This window comes from Nocardia tengchongensis (assembly GCF_054781395.1).
Window position 1 is genome coordinate 681,460 of record NZ_BAAGUM010000015.1, and the last position, 17,165, is coordinate 698,624.

General features: G+C 69.0%; 18 protein-coding genes and 1 riboswitch. Of the genes, 14 read left to right on the forward strand and 4 right to left on the reverse strand.

Translation table 11 applies throughout. The annotated features are described in order from the left end of the window. Positions 1-156: 156 nt before the first annotated feature. The gene (locus ACYVKL_RS29790) at positions 157-636 is read right to left on the reverse strand and encodes a hypothetical protein (protein ID WP_379166464.1); all 480 of its coding nucleotides are present in this window, start codon (positions 634-636) and stop codon (positions 157-159) included. A gap of 228 nt (positions 637-864) precedes the next feature. Here ACYVKL_RS29790 and ACYVKL_RS29795 point away from each other — a divergent pair, with 228 nt between their 5' ends. The 10 genes from ACYVKL_RS29795 (at position 865) to ACYVKL_RS29840 (ending at position 10,714) form a co-directional block, all read left to right on the forward strand. Beyond that, complete coding sequence (locus ACYVKL_RS29795) at positions 865-1,389, forward strand: DUF2599 domain-containing protein (RefSeq protein WP_379166465.1); 525 nt, start codon at positions 865-867, stop codon at positions 1,387-1,389. 114 nt (positions 1,390-1,503) lie between these two features. Further along, positions 1,504-2,775, forward strand: coding sequence for an aminotransferase class V-fold PLP-dependent enzyme (locus tag ACYVKL_RS29800; RefSeq protein ID WP_379166466.1), 1,272 nt, complete (start codon positions 1,504-1,506; stop codon positions 2,773-2,775). Beyond that, complete coding sequence (locus tag ACYVKL_RS29805) at positions 2,772-4,034, forward strand: heavy-metal-associated domain-containing protein (protein ID WP_379166467.1); 1,263 nt, start codon at positions 2,772-2,774, stop codon at positions 4,032-4,034. The genes ACYVKL_RS29800 and ACYVKL_RS29805 overlap by 4 nt, the downstream gene beginning before the upstream one ends. Further along, on the forward strand, positions 4,031-5,476 hold the full coding sequence (locus ACYVKL_RS29810; protein ID WP_379166468.1) for a type III PLP-dependent enzyme domain-containing protein: 1,446 nt from the start codon (positions 4,031-4,033) through the stop codon (positions 5,474-5,476). The genes ACYVKL_RS29805 and ACYVKL_RS29810 overlap by 4 nt, the downstream gene beginning before the upstream one ends. Further along, positions 5,477-6,811 carry a pyridoxal-phosphate dependent enzyme gene (locus tag ACYVKL_RS29815; protein WP_379166469.1) on the forward strand — a complete coding sequence of 445 codons (1,335 nt, stop codon included), beginning with the start codon at positions 5,477-5,479 and terminating at the stop codon, positions 6,809-6,811. A 138-nt stretch (positions 6,812-6,949) separates the two neighbouring features. Then, positions 6,950-7,498 carry a hypothetical protein gene (locus ACYVKL_RS29820; RefSeq protein WP_379166470.1) on the forward strand — a complete coding sequence of 183 codons (549 nt, stop codon included), beginning with the start codon at positions 6,950-6,952 and terminating at the stop codon, positions 7,496-7,498. A 112-nt stretch (positions 7,499-7,610) separates the two neighbouring features. Continuing rightward, positions 7,611-7,886 carry a hypothetical protein gene (locus tag ACYVKL_RS29825; RefSeq protein WP_379166471.1) on the forward strand — a complete coding sequence of 92 codons (276 nt, stop codon included), beginning with the start codon at positions 7,611-7,613 and terminating at the stop codon, positions 7,884-7,886. 53 nt (positions 7,887-7,939) lie between these two features. Beyond that, positions 7,940-9,865: a Na+/H+ antiporter gene (locus ACYVKL_RS29830; protein WP_379166472.1), complete on the forward strand. Its 1,926-nt coding sequence runs from the start codon at positions 7,940-7,942 to the stop codon at positions 9,863-9,865. Positions 9,866-9,938: 73 nt separating this feature from the next. Then, the gene (locus ACYVKL_RS29835; RefSeq protein ID WP_213555619.1) at positions 9,939-10,403 is read left to right on the forward strand and encodes a hypothetical protein; all 465 of its coding nucleotides are present in this window, start codon (positions 9,939-9,941) and stop codon (positions 10,401-10,403) included. Continuing rightward, positions 10,400-10,714 carry a transcriptional regulator gene (locus ACYVKL_RS29840; protein WP_379166473.1) on the forward strand — a complete coding sequence of 105 codons (315 nt, stop codon included), beginning with the start codon at positions 10,400-10,402 and terminating at the stop codon, positions 10,712-10,714. Before ACYVKL_RS29835 ends, ACYVKL_RS29840 begins: the two co-directional genes overlap by 4 nt. On the opposite strand, the gene ACYVKL_RS29845 is transcribed toward ACYVKL_RS29840, so the two are convergent. After that, entirely contained in the window at positions 10,711-11,340 is a 630-nt protein-coding gene (locus ACYVKL_RS29845) for a hypothetical protein (protein WP_379166475.1), read from the reverse strand. The two genes, ACYVKL_RS29840 and ACYVKL_RS29845, sit on opposite strands and share 4 nt — an antisense overlap. 565 nt (positions 11,341-11,905) lie before the next feature. On the opposite strand from ACYVKL_RS29845, the gene ACYVKL_RS29850 reads away from it, so the two are divergent. The 3 genes from ACYVKL_RS29850 to ACYVKL_RS29860 all read left to right on the forward strand — a co-directional run bounded on the left by ACYVKL_RS29850 (position 11,906) and on the right by ACYVKL_RS29860 (position 14,258). Next, positions 11,906-12,304 carry a hypothetical protein gene (locus tag ACYVKL_RS29850; RefSeq protein WP_379166476.1) on the forward strand — a complete coding sequence of 133 codons (399 nt, stop codon included), beginning with the start codon at positions 11,906-11,908 and terminating at the stop codon, positions 12,302-12,304. 130 nt (positions 12,305-12,434) lie between these two features. Then, complete coding sequence (locus ACYVKL_RS29855; protein ID WP_379166477.1) at positions 12,435-13,058, forward strand: TetR/AcrR family transcriptional regulator; 624 nt, start codon at positions 12,435-12,437, stop codon at positions 13,056-13,058. An 89-nt stretch (positions 13,059-13,147) separates the two neighbouring features. After that, positions 13,148-13,321: riboswitch (M-box (ykoK) riboswitch) on the forward strand. 223 nt (positions 13,322-13,544) lie between these two features. Then, positions 13,545-14,258: an MgtC/SapB family protein gene (locus tag ACYVKL_RS29860; protein WP_379166478.1), complete on the forward strand. Its 714-nt coding sequence runs from the start codon at positions 13,545-13,547 to the stop codon at positions 14,256-14,258. 7 nt (positions 14,259-14,265) lie between these two features. Here the strand turns inward: ACYVKL_RS29860 and ACYVKL_RS29865 are convergent, their stop codons facing one another. Continuing rightward, entirely contained in the window at positions 14,266-15,030 is a 765-nt protein-coding gene (locus ACYVKL_RS29865; RefSeq protein WP_379166479.1) for a glucose 1-dehydrogenase, read from the reverse strand. A gap of 107 nt (positions 15,031-15,137) precedes the next feature. Continuing rightward, a complete protein-coding gene (locus ACYVKL_RS29870) occupies positions 15,138-15,977 on the reverse strand; it encodes a helix-turn-helix transcriptional regulator (RefSeq protein WP_379166480.1) in 840 nt (279 codons plus the stop codon). Positions 15,978-16,060: 83 nt separating this feature from the next. Here ACYVKL_RS29870 and mraY point away from each other — a divergent pair, with 83 nt between their 5' ends. Next, positions 16,061-17,146 carry a phospho-N-acetylmuramoyl-pentapeptide-transferase gene (gene mraY, locus ACYVKL_RS29875; RefSeq protein WP_213555611.1) on the forward strand — a complete coding sequence of 362 codons (1,086 nt, stop codon included), beginning with the start codon at positions 16,061-16,063 and terminating at the stop codon, positions 17,144-17,146. The last annotated feature ends 19 nt before the right edge of the window (positions 17,147-17,165 follow it).

Below are 17,165 nucleotides of genomic sequence, written 5' to 3' on the forward strand. Positions count from 1 at the left end.
GCGAAGGGCCCCGGTCGATCACGACCGGGGCCCTTCGCATATGCCTCGGATGCCGCATGGCCCTGCCTGCCTGCCGACAACACCTCGGGCCCGGCCTGCGAACGGGCGTAGGAGCCGACAGCGAGGCACGCCGGGCGTGGCGACGGGGATGGGCCGTCAGTGCGCGTGGATGTGGGAGATGCCCATCGGGGAGGTCGGGGGCGGGACGTCGCCGATGGGGGCGCGGAATTCCTGGAGCGCGGCAAGCACATCCACGTGGCGGGCGGCGTAGCAGCGGACCTGGGGCAGCGCGTGCGCGACTTCGCTGCGTTCGAGCGGTTCGGCGTCGATGTAGCCGACCTGGGCCAGGCCCACGCCGAGGGTTTCGGCGATGCGGGTGATGGCGGCGGACTTGCGGCCCCAGCCGACCTCGACGGCGGCGAAACGCTCGGCCACCCCGTGGCGGCGCAGCTGCTCGACCGTCCAGGCCCATTCACCGCGCGAGGCGATCGCGTGCATGACGCCACGCTCGTTGAGGATGCGCAGCGAGCGCGCGGCTTCGGCGCGCAGCGCTCCGGCGGTCGAGTCGCACACCACCCCGTCCCACAGGGTGTTGTCGCACTCCCACACAAGCAGTTTCACGTTCGCGGCGTTCATCTCTCCCCTGCCAGTCAGCAACCATCCGGTACCAAGGGTGCCGGACGGTCCCCTCTTTCACGAACCGCCCCGCGCGTGACATCGTAGGGGCTGTCTGGGCCAATGCACCAGCGCGGGCAAACCGGAGCATCGAAGCCCCGGTCGGCCCCGCACGTCCCGAGTGTGCGGGATACCCGCTGGTAGCGTCGGATCCAGGCCGGACGGATCGGATGAAAGGGGCGTGTGCCCATGCGGCGGCGCTGGAAACTCGCGGGTGGCCCGCCCGCGTTCGCGCTGGCACTGGTACTGACCGGTTGTGGTGCGGCCGAGGATTCGCCACCGGTGGTGGTGAGTTCGCTGGGACCGGTCTCGGCGACCGTGGCGCCCGCGCCCGCGAACGCGGCACCGACCTCGAGTGCGGCGGCGATCGCGACCCCGGCCACTCCGGCGGTGGATCCACTCGCCGATCAACCGCTCATCGACCGCACCGAGTGGACCGACGAGATCGACGGTCGCCGGTTGCGGATCTATCCGACCCCGGCCGGGCGGGCCGACAAGTTCCCCGCGGCCGGGGATCGCGCGTGGCGGGAAGTGCTGACGCTGGCGCCCGACGCCGACACCCCCGGCATGTACGACCAGTTCCGCTGTCACTGGGAGTGGGCGCGCGCGGTGGCGCCGGACAAGACCAGCTGGAACATCGAACCGTGGCGGCCCGCGGTCGGTTACGACGCGACGGTGTCGGCGCTGTGCAATCCGGGTGGCCCCGAACGCTGAGCGTTCCCTGGATCCGGTACCGAAACCGGTTGCCCGCCAGAACCTTCCAGCCGCTCGGCAAATGTGCGTATCGTTGGTGACGTCCAGCGCTCACTCCTGGGAGGGAGGGCAATGGTGCGCGCCTCGGCACACGTGACCGCTACGCCGCCCGACGCCCGGGAACCGGCGCGCCCACCCGTGCGCGCGCTGTTCCCCGCCCTGGCCGATGCCGCCGAGGTCTACCTCGATTCCGCTTCCACCACGCAGAAACCGCGCCCGGTGATCGATGCGGTGCACCGCTATCACAGCGAGCGCACCGCCAACGCCGGGCGCGGCACCTATCCGTGGGCCGGGGAACAGACCCGGCGTGTGGAGTCGGTGCGCGCGGCGATGGCCGAATTCATCGGGGCCGCACCGGATGAGGTGGTGTTCACCGGCGGGGCCACGGCCGGGCTGAACGCGGTGGCGTTGTCGTGGGGGCTGGCGAATCTGCGCGAGGGCGACGAGATCCTCTACAGTCCACGCGATCACGCCTCGAACGTGTATCCGTGGCAGCATCTGCGCGGGCTGCTGGCGCGGTTCGGGCGCCGCATCGAGCTGGTGCCCTATCGGGTCACCGCACTGGGTGAGGCCGACCTCGAGGATGTGGCGGCGCGGATCTCACCGCGCACCCGATTGATCGCGGTGTCGCATCTGCATCACGTGTTCGGCGGGCTGACCACGTTGGAAGAGCTGCGCGGGCGCATCGATCCGGCGATCGCGCTGTGTTTCGACTGCAGCCAGTCCGGTGGGCATCTGCCGGTGCGGATGCGGGAGCTGGGCGCGGATTTCGCGGTGTTCGCCGCGCACAAGATGTTCGGGGCGCCGGGGACGGGCGTGCTGTATTGCCACCGCCGCCGCCACAGTGAACTGACACCGTTTCTGCCGGGCGGCAATTCGGGGGTGTCACTGGAGGATTCGGGACTGGTGGCCGGGGCGATGCCGCAGCTGCTCGAGGGCGGCACCCACAACCTGCCCGGCATTCTCGCCCTCGGCGCGGCCCTCGAGGTGCTCGACGAGATCGGGCTGCACGCGATCACCGCCCACAATCGGGCCCTGACACAGGCGCTGATCGCGGGGCTGCGCCCGATCCGCGGTGTGGAGTTCACCCCCGGCCCGGCCTATGCGCCGTGCGAAACCGGATACGGGATCGTGTCTTTCACCGTGGCCGGGATCAGCGCCACCGATCTGGGTTTCGTGCTCAGCGAGCTGGGGTTCCTGGTGCGCACCGGCGCCCACTGCGTACCCGCGAACCGAACACCGGCCGACGAGGATTCGGTGCGTGTGAGCACCCACGTCTACACCACCTCCGACGAGATCGACCGGTTCACCGAGTGTGTCGCCACGATTGCCGAGGAGGTCTCGTGACCAGGACAGGCCCCGAACCCCGCTACGACCGCCGTGCCGCCTCCCGGGTGCTGGCGGGGCTGGCCCGGCCCGGGCTGGGCGCGGCCCCCGTGCCGCCGCCGGCGCGGCGCGTCGAATACACGTGCACGGCCTTGAGTTCGGAGCCGGGCTCGCATCTGACGCTGTCGCAGCGGCTGTATCTGGAACGGTTCATGCGCCCCTGCCGCGCCGATCAGGTGACCAGTGCGACCCATCGCATCGCCTGGACCGACAGCGACGGCATCCCCAACACCGGGCATGTGCGAAGCGGCGGGCTGGGCGCGATCGTGCCGATCGCCATGCGCGAGACGGTGCTGTCGCTGTGGCACGCCCTCGACGCCGACACCGCGCTGGCGCAGCGGATGTCGACGCTGGGCCCGCGCGAGCAGGCGGTGCTCGAGGGCACCACCACCGATCACGAGCCGCACGAGATCTTCCGGGTCGGTATCGAGGCGGCGGGGCGGGCGCTGGCCCAGCACGCGCTGCTGGCCCGGTGGACGCCGTACCGCAGCCCGGCCGAATTCGCGGTCGGCATGCGCGATTCGGGGATCTATTCGGCGGTGGCGACGCGCTGGTTCTGGGAGTTGCAGGCGTCGAGCTATCGGCGCGGCATGATCGCGGTCGCCCTCACCACCCAACCCGATGGGACCGTGCGGTATTCGGCGGAGACGGTGGCGACGCTGCGCGCCATGAAGGACATGACCATCGAGGACGCCCACCGCGTCATGCGCCGCGCCACCAACGTCGAGGGGTTGAGTGTGGCCGAGGCGATCGCCAAGTATCACGACGAGCTGGATCTGATCTCGCGCCAGTACGCGCTGCTGCCGCCGGGCACCCGCCCGGCGTGCCTGGCCGCCATGCCGCATCAGCTCGACGGTGCGCACTACAGCATTCTGCCGCTGGTGATCGACCGGTTCACCGATCTGTTCGTGCGGATCGTCGACCAGGTCACGGCGGCGGAGGTGGCGGCCGAAACCGGGTCGGACACCGGTGAACTGGCGCCTGAGGATCACGTGTTCTATGTCCCGGACATGACCTGCAAGCATTGCGTGCGCACCATCGGCGGGGTGCTCGACGCGATGGGCATCGGGGTGGGCAACATCGATCTGGTCAGCAAGCGGGTGGTCGCGGAGTTCCGCAGCCCCCGCAACCGGCATCGGGCGTTCGAGGCGTTACGCGACAGCGGCTACAACCCGACCCTGATCACCCCCGCGCCCGCGACCAGCGAACCCGCGGTATGACCGCTGCTGCGGCGCCGGGACTGCCGGCGAAGATGCATGCGCTGGTGTCGGAGTTCCTGGCCACGCCGGGCGCGGTGGCGGACGCGGTCGCCGAGTTCGGGTCGCCGGCGCATCTGGTGTTTCCGCAGGTGTTCGCCGAGAACCTGGAGCGGCTGCGGGCCGAGTTGGCGGCGCGGGTGGGCGGGTTCCGGATCTGCTACGCGCACAAGGTGAATCAGTCGCGCGCGTTCGTGGCCGCGGCGCGGGCGGCGGGGATCGGGATCGATGTGGCCTCGGAGGCGGAGCTGGCCGCGGCGTTGAAGGCGGGGTTCGAACCCGAACACATCGAGGTGACCGGACCCAAGGGTGAGGGGTTGCTGCGGGGTTTGGTGGGCAGCGGGGTGACGATCAATGTCGACAATCTGTGGGAGCTGGAACGTGTTGCCGCACTGGCGGACACACCCGTGCCCGTATTGGTGCGAATGTGTGGATTCGTGGGGACGCCGGTGAGCCGGTTCGGGGTGCCCTTGGCCGAGATCGACCAGGTACTCGCGATGCTGGTGGAGCAGCGCGACCGGATCGAGTTCCGCGGGTTCGCCTTTCACCTCGATTCGGGCGAACCGGCCGAAAGGGTACGGGCGGTGGAGAGTTGCCTGGAGTTGACCGAGCGCGCGTACGGGTACGGGCTGACACCGTCGGTGCTCGATATCGGCGGCGGATTCCGGCAGGTGTTCACCGCCGACGCCGGTGCATTCGATGCGTATGTGCACGCGCTGCGTGAATCGCTGGTCGGTCGCGGAGAGCAGATGGCGTGGGGCGGCAACACTTTCGGGTTCCACGTCGAGGACGGCGCGGTGCACGGGACACCAGTTTTTCACAAATACGCCAACATTGTGGATGCCCCGCGGATGCTCGCAGATCTCCTGGATACGGGCCTGGAATCCCACGGCGGCCGCAGTTTTGCACAGGTGGCTGGGGAGAACCTCCTCGACATCTGGCTGGAGCCGGGCAAAGCGCTGGTCGACCACGCCGGAATCACCGTGGCACGGGTGGAATTCGTCAAGCGCACCGCCGACGGCTCGACCCTGGTGAACCTCGATCTCAGTCGCGACACCGTCACCCCGGCCGATCAGGAGGTGATGGTGGATCCGATCCTGATCCCCGCCGAAACCCGCCCCGACGGGCACGATCCCGCTCACGCGCACCCGAATTCCGGTGCGGCGGGAGTGTTTCTGGCCGGGCGGCTGTGCCTGGAGCGCGATCTGATCACCAACCACAAAGTGTGGCTAGAGCGGTATCCACAATCGGGTGATTTCGTGGTGTTCCCCAATACCGCCGCCTACCACATGGATCTGTCGGCCGCGCGCGCCTCGATGCATCCAGTGCCGCCGAAACTGGCGGTGGCGCGCGAGTCCGGAGTCTTCCGGGTGTGCCGCGACCTCGACTGGCACGAGGTGCACTGAATGCGCTACGACCACATCACCGAACTCATCGGCAACACCCCACTGCTGCGGCTGGATCCGGCCGTGCACGGACTCACCCACGTCGAGCTCTACGCGAAACTCGAGTTCTACAACCCGTTCGGGTCGGTGAAGGATCGGGTGGCGTGGGGCATGATCCGCGACGACCTCGACGCGATCATCGCCGGGAAGCAGACGTTGATCGAAGCGTCGAGCGGCAATACCGCCAAGGCGCTGCGCGTGCTGGCCGCGCTGCACGGGATCGGCTTGCGGGCGGTGACCAATCGGATCAAGGTCGCCGAAGTGCGAGAGCTGTTGCAGCTGTTGGGTACCGACATCGAAGAATTGCCGGGTTTGTCGGAATGCCCGGATCCGACGGCGCCCAACGACGTCTACACCGTCATCGAATCGACCATGGCCCGCGCCCCGGGAGCCTGGTATCACCCCTCGCAGTACACCAGCGAGAAGAACATCGAGGCCCACCATCACGGGACCGGGCGCGAGATTCACGAGGATCTGGCGCGCGACGGCATCACCCGCGTCGACTATCTGATCGGCGGGCTGGGCACCACCGGCTCGACCCGGGGCACGGCGACGTTTCTGCGCAAACACAATCCGGAGTTGAAAACCGTCGCGGTGGTCTCCGAGCGCGGGGATTTCATTCCCGGGATCCGTTCGGAGACCGAGATGTGGGATGTGGGGTTGTTCCAGCCCGAGTTCTACGACCGCATCATGACGGTCGAGGCCGGGCGCGCGGTCGACGCCACCCTGGCCCTGGCCACCGGGCACGGGGTGCTGGCCGGGCCCACCAGCGGCGCGACCTACGCCGCGGCGCTGGAATTCCTGGGGTCGGTGGAACCGCCTGCGGCCCACCTGGATCCGCTGGTGGCGGTGATCATCGTGTGCGACCGGCTCGAACCGTATCTGTCCTACATCCGCAAGCGCCGCCCAGAACTGTTCGGCAAGCCCGGGCGCGCACCGGCGCCGAGCGCAGCGGAACTGTCGGCCACCCCGATCCTGTCCCCCGACGAGCTCGAGCAGCTCGACCGCACCGCGCGCCCGACGATCGTCGACACCCGCGGTGCGATGGCGTATCGGATCGCCCATGTGCCCGGGGCGTTGAACATTCGCGACGATCAGCTCGACGACATGCTCACCCAGGGGGTTCCGTTCTCGCGTTCGCGTCCGGTGGTCTTCGTGTGCCCGGTCGGTGAGGTGTCGCTGCGTTTCGCGGCGGTGGCACGCCGAGCCGGGTACGACGCGCGCAGCCTGGCCGGTGGCATCACCGCCTGGCGTGACGCGGGCAAACCGATGGAATCCGCACCTCGGCCCGCCTGAGGCCAAACTGTCACAGCCCCAGCGATTTACGTCGTGGAACCCCCTGGCGGAGCGATAGAATTCGGTGGGGTCGGGTGAGCAGCAAAACAGGGGGCGGTCGTGTTCGAACGGTTCATTTCGCCATTCCTGGACGCGGTGATGGGCAAGCTGATCGCGCCACTGTTGGAACGAATTCCGAAGTGGGCGTTGGTCACTTTGGCGGCGACGGTGGTCGCGGCCGCGGTATTCGCCATCGGATTCGCCGTCGGCGGCCATCGCGCCGAGCCCGCCTCCGCATCCGGATCGCCGGCGTCCACCTCGATCGGCGGACTCGACCTGCAGCAATACTGCGTGTCCTATGGTTACGACCACGTCGAGGGCCAGTCCTGCCAGGCCGCCATCGATCTCGGCAAGGCCTGCGACTGGCAGTACAAGCAGTCCGGGCTGCATTTGACGTTCTCGATGAACGACCCTTACAGCGGAATGTGTTTCACCCCCGAGCAGAACGCCAAAGGCGGCATACGGGACATGCTCGGCTACTGCCGGGTTACGTTCCCGACGAGCAACGAGGTCCGCCCGGCGGTGGTCGACCGGATGACCTGGGTGTGCCAAGCCCCGATCGACATGCAAATCGCCTGCATATGGCAATACCAGTCGCCGAAGATGGAAGCCCGCGAAGAGGGCGGGACCTGGATCTGCGTGAAGTAGCCCGGCAGAGTTGCCGCGAATCCTGTTGAGTCCCAGAGCAACCGGGCGGCTATCGGCGGACTGTCGGAGGGTTGGGCGGTGGACTCGGCGGTTCAGGGTTCGGGGCGCTAAGGTGCAGCGGGTCGAATTCAACAGTGTTGCCAGGAGTTTCACCATCAGCATCGAGCGCGCCGCGGGTCCGGACACCGACCTGCGCATCACCTTGACCGTTTGCCATGCCACCACCGTGCTGTGCTTCTCGGCGGGTGTCGTCTCCATCCTGGTCGGTTCCTATACCGGTGGGGGGCCGGTGTTCAACATGGTGGGTGTGGTGTTGTGGCTGGTCGCGCTGGCCGCCCGGATCGGGGTCTTCGCGATCACTCGATCGCGCTCCGGGCACGCCGACTGAGGCTGCCACGCCGCTGAGCGCCGCGCGCCGGCACCGCCCAGGTGGGCCCGGTCGTGTGGCCGGGGCGAGCCGATGCCCTGATCGGGCAGACCGGCTGGCACGATGATCACGTGGAGTGGGCGTTCGGACTCGTAGTGCTGGTGTCGGTCGCGGTCGCACTGGCGGCCGGTGCGCGCCGGTTGGGGTTGGGTGAGCCGTTCGTGCTCACCATCGCCGGGGTGATCGCGTCGTATCTGCCGTTCGTGCCGGAGTTCGACATCGAACCCGAACTGGTGCTGCTGGGGCTGTTGCCCCCGCTGCTGTACACGACCGCGATCCGCACCTCCCTGGTGGATTTCCGGCCCAAGAAGACCTCGATCACGCTGCTGTCGGTGGGGTTGGTGTTGTTCACCGCGTTCGCGGTGGGCGCGGTGGTGTATTGGCTGCTGCCCGTGCCGTTCTCCGCGGCGGTGGCGATCGGGGCGATCGTGGCCCCGCCCGACGCGGTCGCGGCCACCGCGGTCGCGCGCCGGGTCGGGATGCCGCGCCGCATCGTGACCCTGCTCGAAGGCGAGTCGCTGTTCAACGACGCGACCGCGCTGGTCACCCTGCGCACCGCGGTCGCCGCGATGGCGGGCAGCGTGACCCTGTGGCAGGCCGGGGCGAGTTTCATCGGCGCGGCCGGCGGTGGCGCGCTGTTCGGTGTGGCCGCGGCGATGATCCTGGCGTTCCTGCGCCGGCGCATCAACGATCCGGTGCTCGACACCAGCGTGTCGCTGCTGGCGCCGTGGATCGCGTATCTGCCCGCCGAGGCCGTGCACGCCTCGGGGGTGATCGCGGTGGTGACCTGCGGGCTGATCCTGGGTCACGGTGCGCCGCAGTGGCAGAGCGCGGCCTCGCGCATCGCCGAGCACACCAACTGGCGCACCATCGCCTTCATCCTCGAGAGCGCGGTGTTCCTGCTGATCGGGTTGCAGGTGCGCCACATCGTCGAGGCCGCCTGGCACAGCGATCTGCCGCATACGACGCTGCTGGCCACGTGCGCGGTGGTGCTGGTGACGGTGATCGTGGTGCGGCCGGTGTGGGTGTTCCCGGCGACGTACGCGGCCTGGCAGATCGAGGGGCGGCGGCAGGGAAAACCCAAGCCGGAGTGGACCGGACCGGCGGTGGTGGCGTGGGCGGGCATGCGCGGGGTGGTGACGCTGGCCGCGGCACTGCTGCTGCCGGCCGACACCCCGGAGCTGGACACGCTACGGCTGCTGGCGGTCGTAGTGGTGGGTGGAACGCTGCTGCTGCAAGGACTCTCGCTGCCGTGGCTGGTGCGACTGTTGCGGTTGCGCGGGCCCAGCCGCGCCGAGGACCTGTTGCAGGAGGCGAACCTGCTGCAACAGGCGACCACGGCGGGGTTGAAGGCGCTGGAAGAGAACATCGCGCCCGAAACGCCCCCGGATGTGGTGGACGCGCTGCGCAATCGGGTGGTGGTGCGAGCCCAGTCGGCGTGGGAGCTGTTGGGCCGCTCCGAATCCCAGCGGGTGACCCCCAGCGGCGAGTACCGCCGGTTGCGGCTGGCGATGCTGGCCGCCGAACGCGACACCGTGCTGCGGATCCGGGATTCGGGGCTGGTGGATCAGGAAGTGCTGCAGGCGGTGATGGCCACCCTCGACATCGAGGAGTCGACCATCGATCGCGTCGCCGAGGCCGACGAGGACGACGGAACCCCGCTGCGGGTGCCGATGCCGCCGGGAGCGTGTGAGCATCTGCGGGAGGCGCCGTGCGTGCGGGTGCCCGACACCCCGGAGGCGTGCGGGGAATGCCTCGACGAGGGTCTGGTGTGGGTGCATCTGCGGATGTGCCTCGAGTGCGGGCATGTGGCGTGCTGTGACTCCTCGCCCGGCAATCACGCGACCAACCATTTCAACAACACCGGGCACCCGGTGATGCGCAGTGTGGAGCCGGGCGAGTCGTGGCGCTGGTGCTACCTGGATGAGCTGCTGGGCTGAAACGGCCACACCCTTGACTTTCCTACCGGGAAAGTGGAGTCTTACTTTCCAAGTAGGAAAGTGAGGGGTCATCATGGACGGCATCACTCCGGATCAGGCCCGCGCCGCGCTGGATGCGGCCGGGCAGGCGCGGCGGCAGATGGCCCGCGAGGTCGGGCTGCCGCGCGGATACTGGTGGGGAATGGCCTGCGGCTGGCTGGTTTTGGGTGTGCTCGGCGATCTGGGACCCGGTTGGCTGGTCGCGGCGGCCACCCTGGCGTTCGGGGCCGGGCACGCGACCCTGGCCTCGCGGCTGCTCGGCGGGCGTCATCGCACCGGCGGGGTCCAGCTCAGCGCCGATGTCGCGGGGCGTCGCACCCCGCTGGTGGTGATCGGCATGCTGGTGGCGCTGGTCGGGGTCACGGTGGTCGCGGCCATCGCCCTGGACGCGGACGGTGCCGGGCATCCGGGCAGCTGGTCGGCGCTGCTGGTCGCCGCGGTGATCGGTTTCGGCGGTCCGGAGCTGCTGCGGGTGCTGCGCCGGTGGGTGCGCGCGTGAGTATCGCCCGCTTCGACGAATTGATCCATCCCAGTACCCGGCTGACGCTGGTGGCGACGCTGGCCGCGGCCGATTGGGCGGAGTTCGCGTTCCTCAAAGACCGCCTGGGACTGTCGGATTCGGCGTTGTCCAAGCAGTTGGCGACCCTGGAGGAGGCCGGTTATGTCAGCACCGAGCGTCGCCTCGAGGGCAGTCGCCGCAAGGTGCGGGCGCGCCTGACCGCGGCGGGGCGCGCCGCGTTCGACGGGCACATCGCGGCGCTGCGCGACATCGTCGCCGGCGCAACGGCTCCCGGGGAGCCCGGGGTCTAGGTCCGCGCGGGGCGGCGGGCCGGTTGTTCGCCTCGCGCCGGGCGGCGGGCGGGCTGTTCGCCGCGGATCGGGCGCTGCGGGGATTGTTCACCGCGCGCGGGGCGTGGCGGATTCTGCTCGGTGCGCGCGGGCCGGCGGGGTGGCTGCTCGGTGGTGCGCCATTCGTGGCGGTCGGGGGCGCGCTGCGGTTCGGGCGGGTAGTGGTGCTCGGGCGCGGTGTTGCGGTCGGCCATGGCGCGCGCCGACCAGCGGATGGCGTAGCCGATCACGAAGCAGGGCAGTGAGACCGCCACGAAAACGAGGACCGCGGCGATGACGCCGCTGCCGATTCCCAGTACCAGCAACTCCCAGCCGGGGTAGCAGGTGGTGCCGGTCGAGCAGTCGCCGTAGGTGCGTTGCCCGTACTGCCAGGCGAGCAGTCCCAGGCCCGCTCCGAGGGCCAGCGCGAGCAGCGTATTGGCGATGTACCAGCAGCGCAGCAGTTTCCGCAGGAAGATCAGGGTGCCCAGTTGTCCGGCGTCGAGGCTGTCGGCGATGTCGTCGCCGACGCCCAGATGCCGCCCCCATCCGGATGGTTCGACGGCCTCGGCAACGGCGGGGCTATTGGCGTACCGGCTTGCGGTCATACTGGTCGATCCTTCTGCACCTCGAACAGTCCACGAGCACAGGTTGATTCGCAATGCCGCCCCGAACTGAATCCAAACTGGGTCGATCATTGCAGCGTCGGGCGATCCGCGCTCACCTTGTGGCGGAATCGGTCCTGGATGCGCGGCGGCGGCGCCGGGCCGGGATCGGGGGTCGGCCCGGCGCCGCCGGGATCGCGGCGCCCGCTGCGCGGCGGGGACGCGGGGTGACGAGTCTCGGGGAAGAGGACTCGCCGTCGTCGTGTACCGCTGGGTGTCTGCGCTTTTTCACCCGGGCACTTCGGACAAACAGAACGTTAGCGATGCAGTTGCTGAAATGCGATGTGAGCGTGGGAATTAGGGGATCATTAGGGGCTGTTGACGTTTCGCGACCAGGGTGGTGCAGCGAAAGGGTTGCCGGAGATCATCTTCCGGGCGCGCGAACCGACGGGTCGGCAACGACTGGTCCGATACGGGCGTATCGGGGGTGCGCAACGCCGACACTGCATGTATGCGCCAATGGCGTCGCAGTTTTCATTCACCCGTTCATCTGGGGAGATGATCGACAATGATTCGGTCACGCAAGTCGGCTCTGGCCGCGTTCACCACCGCTACCGCCGCGGCCGCGGCGCTCGTCCTGGCCGCGCCCGACGCGGCCGCCTACGTCAGCAGCGTGAACATCGCCACCGGAACCAGCATCGGCGGCGGCTACGGCACCAACTGCGCCTACACCGTCACCGTCAACGGCAGTCCGAACGAGTACGTGTGGCTCTACGACAGCAATGCGGCAAGCTTCAATCCACAGCAGTTCAGCCTGGGCACCGGCGGTACCGCCACCTCGAGCTGGACACCGACCTCGACCGGGACGCACTACGTGCAGGCCTGGACCTACAACGGCTCCCAGTGGGCGACGGTGACGGTCAATACCGGCATCAATCTGGGCAGCGCCTGCGTGGTCACCAAGTGAGCGCGGCGGGTTCACCCGCGCATTCTCGGGTCGCCCGCCGGTGAGCCGAGCCGGCCGATGGGTTCGCGTATCGGCCGGTCCGGGGCCGGGTGTGCGCTCACACCCGGGCCCGGGCATTACTCTTGACCCGGTGCAGACCGAGCAGCCTCCCTCCGAGGAGCCCCGCATCTGGGGTGGAACGACCCTCACCGAACGCCGTGAGGCGCGCCGCACCGCCTTGCTCGAGGCCGCACTGGATCTGATCGGCGAGTCCGGGGCGGGCGCGGTCACCATGCGCGCGGTGTGCCGGCGCGCGACACTGACCGACCGCTATTTCTACGAATCCTTCGCCAGCCGCGACGAGCTGCTCGATGTGCTCTATCGCCAGATCGCCGACGAGTTCCTCGATCCGATGACCGCGTTCGCCGTCGCCGACTCTCCCGACCGCGATCGGGCGCTGTCGGAAACGTTGGTGGACAAGGTGCTTCAGGATCCGCGCAAGTCGCGGCTGTTTCTGGTGGAGCCGTATTCCTCGACCGGGCTGGGACAGACCACGATCGCGGTGATGCCCGCCTTCACCCGGTTGATCCAGGATCATCTGTTCGCCCACATCGACGATCCGGTGCGGCGGCGGCTGGCCGCGGTCACCATGGCCAGCGGCAATGCGGGCATGTTCTCGGCGTGGCTCAACGGCACGCTGCGCGCTACCCGCGAGCAGATCGTCGATCATCTGGTGCAGACCATCGACGCCTACCGCGGGATGTATCGCGGCTGACACCGGCCCGGGTTGCCGGGCGGGTGCGGGGCGACGGCGGTCACATCGGGTTGCCGATCGGCGCGTACGGGTGTTTACTCGCTGACGCAAGGTGCCGTCGTTAGCTGAGGCTCCTTCACGGATACAGGCCGGCGATCCCGAACGTCGAGAGACGCCCCGGATCAGGACAGGCTTCCCCGAGCTAAGGGGACGCCCCGACCGGCTCCCGCCCAGGTGGCGGGTTACGCCGTGGAGTGCTGAAGGTCTTACGAGGGGTGGTACCGCACCGGCGAATCCCCGCCGGTCCCACTCCCCCGGCATGCACGCGACGCTGTGGCGTCGCGTTGTCGATATGTGCCGAGGAGGTGGTGGGCGTGCCCGATGGACCGGGACCGAGTTCCGTTAGCCAATCGTTCACTAGGCGACACTCCACTTATTCCTCGGCGGTTACCCCGTTCCCGGTAGCGTCCGATTCCTGAGTGCGCCGTCATCTGCTGGGAGATCGAGATGACCACCTGGGAAATGCTGCTCCGCCTGGCCACCGGTGTCGGGTTGGGCGCGATCATCGGATTCGAGCGTCAGTTCCGTGCCCGCATGGCCGGTCTGCGCACCAACGCGCTGGTCTCGGCCGGTGCGACGCTGTTCGTGCTGTTGTCGGCGCACGGCTTCAACGGCGCCACCGCCGACCCGACCCGCGTTGCCGCGCAGATCGTTTCGGGTATCGGCTTCCTGGGCGCGGGTGTGATCCTGCGTGACGGGTTCAATATCCGCGGCCTCAATACCGCTGCCACCCTGTGGTGTTCGGCCGCGGTCGGTGCGCTCGCCGGTGCCGGCATGTACTCGACGGCCGCGGCGGGCACGGTCGCGGTGGTGGTGGTCAATACCGCGCTGCGCACCGTGGCCCGGTCGGTGGACCGCCCGATCGCCGACGGCACCGACGCCCAGGACGCGTTGTATGCCTTCCACGCCGATACCGACGACGCCCACGAGGCGCAGGTGCGGGCGCTGCTGGTGCAGTCGTTGACGCGCACCGACTTGCGGCTGGTGTCGATCTCGAGTCATGACACGTCCCCGGGCCGCGTGCAGGTGCGGGCCGAACTCACCGGCGATCGTCGTGACGATCGTCAGATGGAGTCCGCGGTGAGCCGGTTGAGCTTGGAGCCTTCGGTGACCAGTGTCGGCTGGCGCACCGTGCCGCGGCCGGTGGAAACCGAGCAGTGAGCACGGTTCAGACCATGGCGGAGGGGACGAGGGTGGTCAGGCCGCCGTCGACGAGCAGGTCGATGCCGGTGATGTAGGAGGCGTCGGACGAGGCCAGGAACGCAACAGCGGCCGCAACCTCGTCGGATGTTCCGATGCGTCCGGTGGCGACGAGGGATCCGGCGGCGGCTTGGGCTTGCGGGGAGGCTTCGGCGCGGAAGGCGGGGGTGTCGATGTAGCCGGGGCTGATCGAGTTGACGCGAATTCCCTTGGGGGCCAGCTCTGCTGCGACGGTGCGGGCCACGTTGTGGACGGCGGCCTTGGTGGCGCTGTAAAGGGCCGCGCCGGGGGCGCCGCGGTAGAGGGCGAAGGAGGCGTTGACGACGATGGCGCTGCCGGGGCCGAGCAGCGGCACGGTGGCCTGGATGGTGAAGAAGGCCGCCTTGACGTTGATGGCGACGACGCGGTCGAATTCCTCGGCGGTGACGGCGGTCAGGGGTTGGAAGGCTCCGATACCGGCATTGACGAACACCACGTCGAGGCGACCGAATTGTTCGGTGATGGTGCGGGTCAGTGCGGCGAGGTCGTCGGGGTCGGTGATGTCGCCGGCGATCGCGGTGGCGCGCGGGCCCAGGGCGGTGGCGGCGTCATCGAGGCGGGCTTTGTCGCGACCGGTGATGATGACGTGCGCGCCTTCGTCGATGAGGCGCTGCGCGGTGGCCAGGCCCATGCCGCTGCTGCCGCCGGTGATGAGGGCGATCTTGTGGTCGAAGCGGGATGCGTTGTGCGTCATGGCTTCAGCGTGCCGGGGCCGGCGCGGGGCAAACAGTGCGTGTTTATCGTGGGTGTGACACCACCACCTTCACGCTGGCGTCTCCCCTGTTCACGCCGCCGTGATTGTCAGGCGGGTGGGGCCAGGCGCAGGCGGTGCAGGCGGTCGAGGGCTTCGGCGGTGCCGGTGTCGGGGCGCGGGTTGTAGAGCACCACGTGCTGATCGGGCCGGTCGGCCAGGGTGAGCGTGGTGGTGTCGAAGTGCAGCTCGCCGGCGTGGGGGTGGTGCAGTGCGTTGACCGCTTGGGCGGCGGCACCGACATCGTGGCGCGCCCACAGGGTCGCGAATTCGGGGCTGCGCTTCGCGAGTTCGGTGACGACGGCCTCGAATCCGGGATCGCCGGGGCAGGTGGCGGAGTCGGCGCGGTAGGCGGCCACGACCGCGGGTGCGCCGTGGGCCCACACCTGTTTCATGGCGAGGTAGCGGGGGTTGGTGAAGTAGGTGATCAGGCAGTTGTGGCCGGGGCCGTCGTAGTCGAAGACGGCGCGGGCGGCGTCGTTGTAGGCCAGCACGCTCCAATAGCGGTCGCGCAGCACCGCGGGCCGGGTTCCCCAGGCGTCGAGCAGGTTGCGGGTTTCGGCGGTGACGTCGGTGCCGGAGTCTCCGGCGCGGCACGGCGGGTTGAGTCCGGCCAGGACGTAGAGGTGGCCGCGTTCGGTGGCGTCGAGGCGCAGGGCGGCGGCCACGGCGTCGAGGACGTCGCCCGAGACGGTGATGTCGCGGCCTTGTTCGAGCCAGGTGTACCAGGAGACGCCGACTCCGGCGAGGACGGCGACCTCTTCGCGGCGCAGGCCCGGGGTGCGGCGGCGCCCGGCGGCGGGCAGTCCGACCTGGTCGGGGGTGATGCGGGCGCGTCTGCCGCGCAGGAACTCTCGCAGTTGTTCGCGGCGCACGCCCACTGGGTCCATACCTCACGCTAACAATCGCGGGGCCCGTTCGGTTCCGGCGACGGTTAGCATGTGACCGGATTTCGGGTTGGAAGGGGGGCCGGATGCGGCAGATTCTGGTGGCGGCGCTGGTGGCACTGGTGGTGTCGATCACGGTGACGCCGTTGCTGATTCGATTGTTCACCCGGCGCCGGCTCGGGCAGGCGATCCGCTCCGACGGTCCGGCCAGTCATCTGGCCAAGCACGGGACCCCGACGATGGGCGGGGTGGCGATCCTGGTCGCGCTGTGGTGCGGGTACGGGGCGGCGACGCTGGTGGGCCGGCATTTCGAGGGGCGCGGGCCCTCGGCGTCGGGGCTGTTGGTGCTGGGGTTGGCGACGGCGTTGGGTGCGGTGGGGTTCGTCGATGACGCGGTCAAGTTATCGCAACAGCGCAGTCTGGGGTTGACCGCGTCGGGCAAGATCGTCGGACAGTTGTGCGCGGCGGTGGTTTTCGGGGTGCTGGCGTTGCAGTTCCGGGGCGGGTCGGGGCTGACGCCGGGCAGCAAGCAGATCTCGATCGTGCGCGACATCTCGACGGTGTCGCTGGCGGTGGCGGGGTTCTTGCTGGTGGTGTGCCTGATCGTGGTGGCGTGGTCGAACGCGGTCAACATCACCGACGGTCTCGACGGTCTGGCGGCGGGGTCGATGGGGTTGGCGCTGGGTTCCTATCTGCTGATCACGTTCTGGCAGTATGCGCACGCGTGCGCGACCAAGGCGGTGCCGGGCTGCTACACGGTGCGTGATCCGCTGGATCTGTCGGTGGTGTGCGCGGCGGGCGCGGCGGCGTGTGTGGGATTCCTGTGGTGGAACGCGGCGCCGGCGAAGATCTTCATGGGTGACACCGGGTCGCTGGCGTTGGGCGGGCTGCTGGCGGGGTTGTCGATCACCACGCGCACCGAGTTGCTGATGGTGGCGGTGGGGGCGTTGTTCGTGGCCGAGATCGTGTCGGTGGCCTTGCAGATCGTCATGTTCCGCACCACCCGCACCCGGGTGTTCAAGATGGCGCCGTTCCATCATCATTTCGAGCTGACCGGCTGGCCCGAGACGACGGTCATCATCCGGTTCTGGCTGCTGGCAGCGATTTCGGCGGCGACGGGGTTGTTGTTCTTCTACGCCGAGCATCTGGCGAGCACCGGGCCCCGGCACTGAGTAATACGAAAGGCCCACC

Excerpts from the sequence above, each read along its gene's own strand:
- ACYVKL_RS29790 (WP_379166464.1), bottom strand. The coding sequence starts at position 636 with ATGAACGCCGCGAACGTGAAACTGCTTGTGTGGGAGTGCGACAACACC.
- ACYVKL_RS29795 (WP_379166465.1), top strand. The coding sequence starts at position 865 with ATGCGGCGGCGCTGGAAACTCGCGGGTGGCCCGCCCGCGTTCGCGCTG.
- ACYVKL_RS29810 (WP_379166468.1), top strand. The coding sequence starts at position 4,031 with ATGACCGCTGCTGCGGCGCCGGGACTGCCGGCGAAGATGCATGCGCTG.
- ACYVKL_RS29815 (WP_379166469.1), top strand. The coding sequence starts at position 5,477 with ATGCGCTACGACCACATCACCGAACTCATCGGCAACACCCCACTGCTG.
- ACYVKL_RS29820 (WP_379166470.1), top strand. The coding sequence starts at position 6,950 with ATGGGCAAGCTGATCGCGCCACTGTTGGAACGAATTCCGAAGTGGGCG.
- ACYVKL_RS29835 (WP_213555619.1), top strand. The coding sequence starts at position 9,939 with ATGGACGGCATCACTCCGGATCAGGCCCGCGCCGCGCTGGATGCGGCC.
- ACYVKL_RS29845 (WP_379166475.1), bottom strand. The coding sequence starts at position 11,340 with ATGACCGCAAGCCGGTACGCCAATAGCCCCGCCGTTGCCGAGGCCGTC.
- ACYVKL_RS29850 (WP_379166476.1), top strand. The coding sequence starts at position 11,906 with ATGATTCGGTCACGCAAGTCGGCTCTGGCCGCGTTCACCACCGCTACC.
- ACYVKL_RS29860 (WP_379166478.1), top strand. The coding sequence starts at position 13,545 with ATGACCACCTGGGAAATGCTGCTCCGCCTGGCCACCGGTGTCGGGTTG.
- ACYVKL_RS29865 (WP_379166479.1), bottom strand. The coding sequence starts at position 15,030 with ATGACGCACAACGCATCCCGCTTCGACCACAAGATCGCCCTCATCACC.
- ACYVKL_RS29870 (WP_379166480.1), bottom strand. The coding sequence starts at position 15,977 with ATGGACCCAGTGGGCGTGCGCCGCGAACAACTGCGAGAGTTCCTGCGC.
- mraY (WP_213555611.1), top strand. The coding sequence starts at position 16,061 with ATGCGGCAGATTCTGGTGGCGGCGCTGGTGGCACTGGTGGTGTCGATC.